At 61.6% G+C, this 4,378-nt stretch carries 7 protein-coding genes; 5 read left to right on the top strand and 2 right to left on the bottom strand.

Annotated elements, in window-relative coordinates; genetic code table 11:
• Window positions 1–266: NAD(P)H-dependent oxidoreductase (locus tag EOA86_RS23995; protein WP_164891935.1), on the bottom strand; the 266-nt coding region annotated here is incomplete at its 3' end.
• 92 nt (window positions 267–358) lie between these two features.
• Between EOA86_RS23995 and EOA86_RS23990 the strand changes: the two genes are divergently transcribed.
• Window positions 359–727 (top strand): helix-turn-helix domain-containing protein, encoded by a 369-nt coding sequence (locus EOA86_RS23990; protein ID WP_029350030.1) that lies wholly within the window; start codon window positions 359–361, stop codon window positions 725–727.
• On the top strand, window positions 720–842 hold the full coding sequence (locus EOA86_RS41295; protein WP_281035687.1) for a hypothetical protein: 123 nt from the start codon (window positions 720–722) through the stop codon (window positions 840–842). Before EOA86_RS23990 ends, EOA86_RS41295 begins: the two co-directional genes overlap by 8 nt.
• Window positions 843–1,235: 393 nt before the next feature.
• Here the strand turns inward: EOA86_RS41295 and EOA86_RS23980 are convergent, their stop codons facing one another.
• Window positions 1,236–1,631: an acyl-CoA thioesterase gene (locus tag EOA86_RS23980; RefSeq protein ID WP_128343937.1), complete on the bottom strand. Its 396-nt coding sequence runs from the start codon at window positions 1,629–1,631 to the stop codon at window positions 1,236–1,238.
• Between the two features lie 352 nt (window positions 1,632–1,983).
• Between EOA86_RS23980 and EOA86_RS23975 the strand changes: the two genes are divergently transcribed.
• The 3 genes from EOA86_RS23975 to EOA86_RS23965 form a co-directional block, all read left to right on the top strand.
• A complete protein-coding gene (locus EOA86_RS23975; protein ID WP_164891934.1) occupies window positions 1,984–2,412 on the top strand; it encodes a nuclear transport factor 2 family protein in 429 nt (142 codons plus the stop codon).
• A 263-nt stretch (window positions 2,413–2,675) separates the two neighbouring features.
• Complete coding sequence (locus tag EOA86_RS23970; protein ID WP_206630116.1) at window positions 2,676–3,248, top strand: GNAT family N-acetyltransferase; 573 nt, start codon at window positions 2,676–2,678, stop codon at window positions 3,246–3,248.
• 152 nt (window positions 3,249–3,400) lie between these two features.
• Window positions 3,401–4,378 (top strand): GMC family oxidoreductase N-terminal domain-containing protein (locus EOA86_RS23965; RefSeq protein WP_206630115.1); only part of this gene is annotated, 978 nt, incomplete at its 3' end.

Here is a 4,378-nt window from a genome sequence, read left to right as displayed (position 1 = left end):
TGGTTGTATTCGGCGGCGGTGAAGATGAAGCCATCGAACTCGGCGACCTTCTTCTGCCAGCGCTTTGCCACTTCATTCTGCGACGGCGCCCAGGCGGACGATGCGACCTCGTCAAAAAACGGCAGCGGGAAGTCGCGCAGGTCGACCACCTCCACGTCGATGTCGGCATGCGACTTGGCGATCTTGGCGATCCACTGGGTCGGAACGTCGGCAAATCGTGCGGCGCGGGTCGAACCGACGACAATGGCGATTTTAGGTTTGGACATAGAGGGGCTCTCCTTCAGGCAAATTTCTGGTATCGTTTAGATACCTGAGCTATATGAGTGACTGCACTCACGAGGCGCAAGGAGGCACCTTTTTGTTACCAAGGCACCCGCACCGCACTGAGGACTGCCGCGCCATCTCGGAAATCCTGCAGCGCGTCGGCGACAAATGGACCGTACTCGTCGTGGGTAAGCTCGGTGACGGGCCGCTGCGCTTCAACGAATTGCGCAGCGCCGTCGGCGGCATTTCGCAGAAGATGCTGACCACCACATTGCGCGGGCTTGAGCGCGACGGCTTCGTCACCCGCACCGTGTTTCCGACCATTCCGCCGCGCGTCGACTATGAGCTGACCGATCTTGGCTACGAGCTTCTTGTGCCGGTCGGTGCGCTCGGCGAATGGGCGCGCAAGAACACCGAGCGGGTCAAGGCCGCGCGGGCGAGGTTCGATGGAATTCATGCCTGAAACTCTTGCGCTGCAAGGGTTGCACACGGCGCGTAGCGTAGACGAATTCTACGGCTGCATCGGCAGTCCGGCCCGCAGTGGGCTTTCGGTCCGTTTCGATTTCGTCCCCGATTGACCACCTTGCTTCGATGGCGCAGGCCGCCCCTTTGCCGCAATTGCTCACGCTCATCGCGCCGGTGTGGCACGTCGTTGCAACGCAGATTTCGCACCTGCTCGCTTGCCGATTGAGGGTGTGGTTTTCGGAGGCGCAACTGGCTTCGGCCTCGTCGTGTTTGACCTCGGTATAGGCGATTGCGGCCAGCAGGCAGAACAAGGCTGCAAGCGCGCCCCCAATACGCCGTTCAGCAATCGTTGACGCATTGTCTTTTCCTCATGCCCTGCCGGACATGGTCACGAAATGTGCGAACGCGAATATGAAAAGCATCACACAGCATCGCTGCTCCCATCTCCTTACGAGAGACTGGAAGCGGCGTTGCCGTTCGACTTTAAGCCGACGACATCCAGCCGGTCAGCTTTCGGCAGGAACGGCCTTCGGCTTGCCTTCGCCGTCCAGCGCCACCATGACGAAATCGGCATGGGTGACCTTCTCCATCAGGTCGGAGAGGTAGCGCTGCGCCCAGGCCTCGACCTTGAGAGCCATCGAGGTGCGGCCGACGCGCTCGACATTAGTATAGATGCACAGCGTGTCGCCGATCTTCATCGGCTTGGCGAACGACATTTCCTTCACCGCTGCCGTCACCACTCGGCCCTTGGCGCGCTCGGCGGCGCGGATGCCGCAGGCCAGATCCATCTGCGCCATCACCCAGCCGCCGAAGATGTCGCCCGCCGCATTGGCGTCCGAGGGCATGGCAAGCGTCCTGAGCGTCAGATCGCCGATCGGCCGTCCATCCGCATAATGCACCATGCGCCAAATCCCTTCGAGATCGATCGTCCCGATCCCGTATCGGGATGGCGATGATGCGTCAACGCGCCACCAGCCGGCAATTTCGCAGTTTGAAATTCGGCTATGGGCTCAATTGAGCCGTTCCGTTGCCGACGACCGGGTAGCGGGTGAAGCCGAGCGCGGGAGGTCTCGGCGCTTGTGGCGTCGCCATGCATGTTTCTCGCGTCGCCGCGCGCCATGATGATTTCCGTGATTGTTCAAGTGGTGAACGCTGGTTGTCGGGAAGCACCAACGGTGGTTACCTTGATGACCAACGTGGGAGGAACAGCCTGATGCCCGGCAAGCGGGCGAAATGCAGAGATTGGAGGAGACGATGCCAGGCGTGGAAGCCGCGGTTAGGGAACTGCTGGAGAGTCGATCGGCTGCCATGGGCGCCAAAGACATCGAGTGGCTTATGTCCCTTTACTCCAACGACATAGTCTATTTCGACCTCGTACCGCCGCTTCGGTATGTGGGATCCAACGCCCTTCGCGAGCGGTTCCTGGATTGGTTTCCCCGCTGGTCTGGTCCGATTGGCCAGGAGCTTGGCCAACTGGATGTTGCGGCCGGCGATGCGGTTGCCGCCGCCTGGATGCTTATCCGAGCGCGTGGCATCCTGAAAACCGGCGCGAAAGTCGACTACTGGGTGCGCGTGAGCAATGCATTTCGTCGAGCTGGAGACCGATGGACGATGACGCACGAGCACGTTTCCCTCCCCGTCGATATGCGGAGCAGGACAGCAGTCTTGGACTTGACCCCATAGCGTCGCCGGAACGACGTTGGACAGGGGATTTTGATGTCGTTCTTCGCGCCTAACGCAACAGGACTTGAGGGCCTTTCCACCCGTGCGCCCCCTGATCCGAAGGGAATGCATGCTTTTCCGCGATCGGCCGTCCATCCGCGTAGTGCACCATGCGCCAAATCCCCTCGATATTGATCTTCTCCCGATCCCGTATCGTCGTGGCGCTGATGCGTCACCGCGCCAGCAGGTACTAGACTGAGCAGAGTGAGTTGAGGAAGGCTGACATGAAACTTACCTCTCGCCGTCTGACGCCCGATCTATGGTCCGCGCTCGAGGACCTGTTCGATGAGAGCGCCGTCTGCAGTCGATGTTGGTGTATGTACGGGCGTATCGGCAGTTCTTATCGAAAGCGACCAGGTGAGGAAAACAAGTCCGCGTTCCGGCAAGCCGTCGAGCTTGGTCCGCCTCCAGGCGTGCTTGCTCTCGACGGCAATACTGCTGTCGGATGGTGCCAGGTGACACCGCGAGATGCCGTGCCCTGGCTCGATCGGCTGTGGCAGCTCAGGCGAGTGGATGATGCGCCGGTCTGGTCCTTGTCCTGCCTCTACGTGCGAAAAAGATACCGCCGGCAGGGCGTCACGTCCCACCTGATCGCAGCGGCGCTGCAAGCTGCAAGGCGCGCAAATGCCCCTGCGCTTGAGGCCTATCCTTTTGATGCCGATGTGTCGCCGAGTGCTTCCGGCAGTGGATACGCCGCCACCTTCGCTCGCGCCGGGTTCAGGGTCGTCGCTCGCAGGGTGCCAGCCCGCCCGATCATGCGTTATGATTTCAAGCAAAATGCTGATGATGGCGTATGATGCTCCCACGAGGCGAAGGCCGCTTCGGGCAAGACACCGAATGCAAACGAAGTACCGGTCGCTTTTTTCACAGAGGGTGCCGGAAGCTCCGGTGATCGCGGCGGCTTGCGGCGTCTAGGTTGTGCGAACATTCGGAGCCGGCCGCAGCCACCATGCAGACTTATGATTTCATCGTCGTCGGCTCCGGCTCGGCCGGCTCGGTCCTCGCCGAACGGCTGTCCGCCTCCGGCCGCTTCTCGGTGCTGGTGCTCGAGGCCGGCGGCACCGATCGGCGCTTCTACGTGCAGATGCCGCTTGGCTACGGCAAGACCTTCTTCGACCCAGCGGTCAACTGGAACTACAAGACCGACCCGGATCCCGGGCTCGACAACAACACCGATCACTGGCCGCGCGGCAAGCTGCTCGGCGGCTCGAGCTCGATCAACGCGATGGTCTGGATCAGAGGCGCGCGCGAGGATTTCGATGCCTGGCGAGATGCCGGCAATCCCGGCTGGAGCTACGACGATCTGCTGCCGGCCTTCAAGGCGCTGGAGGACAATGAGGCCGGCGCCGACCAATGGCGCGGCATCGGCGGCCCACTGCACATCACCGACTGCTCGACCGCCGTCCATCCGCTAACCAAGCGCTACCTGGCGGCCGGTCAGCAAGCCGGCCTGCCACTCAATCGCGATTTCAACGGTGCCGTTCAGGAAGGCGTCGGCATCTACCAGATCACCACCAGGAACGGCCGCCGCATGTCGGCCGCCCGCGCCTTCCTGCGCCCGGCGATGAAGCGCAAAAACGTCCGCGTCGAGATGAATGCGCTGGCGACCAGAATCCTTTTTGAGGGCAAGCGTGCCGTTGGCATTGAGTACCTGCAGAACGGTGAGACGAAGACTGCCCGCGCCGGTCGCGAAGTCATTCTGTCGGGCGGCTCGATCAACTCGCCTCAATTGCTGCAGCTTTCCGGCATCGGTCCCTCGGCGCTCCTTGGAGCGCTCGGTATTCCCGTCATTCACGCCAATGAGAATGTCGGCGCGAACCTGCAGGACCATGTCGGCATCAACTACACGTATCGGGGCAGGCTGCCGACACTCAACCAGATCCTGCGGCCGTGGTGGGGCAAGCTCATGGTCGGCATGCAATATGTC

This window comes from Mesorhizobium sp. M5C.F.Ca.IN.020.32.2.1 (genome assembly GCF_004023105.1).
GTDB classification, from domain to species: Bacteria; Pseudomonadota; Alphaproteobacteria; order Rhizobiales; family Rhizobiaceae; genus Mesorhizobium; species Mesorhizobium wenxiniae.
The sequence above is the reverse complement of the archived record's forward strand: the minus strand, read 5'-3'. Positions and strand labels throughout refer to the sequence as shown.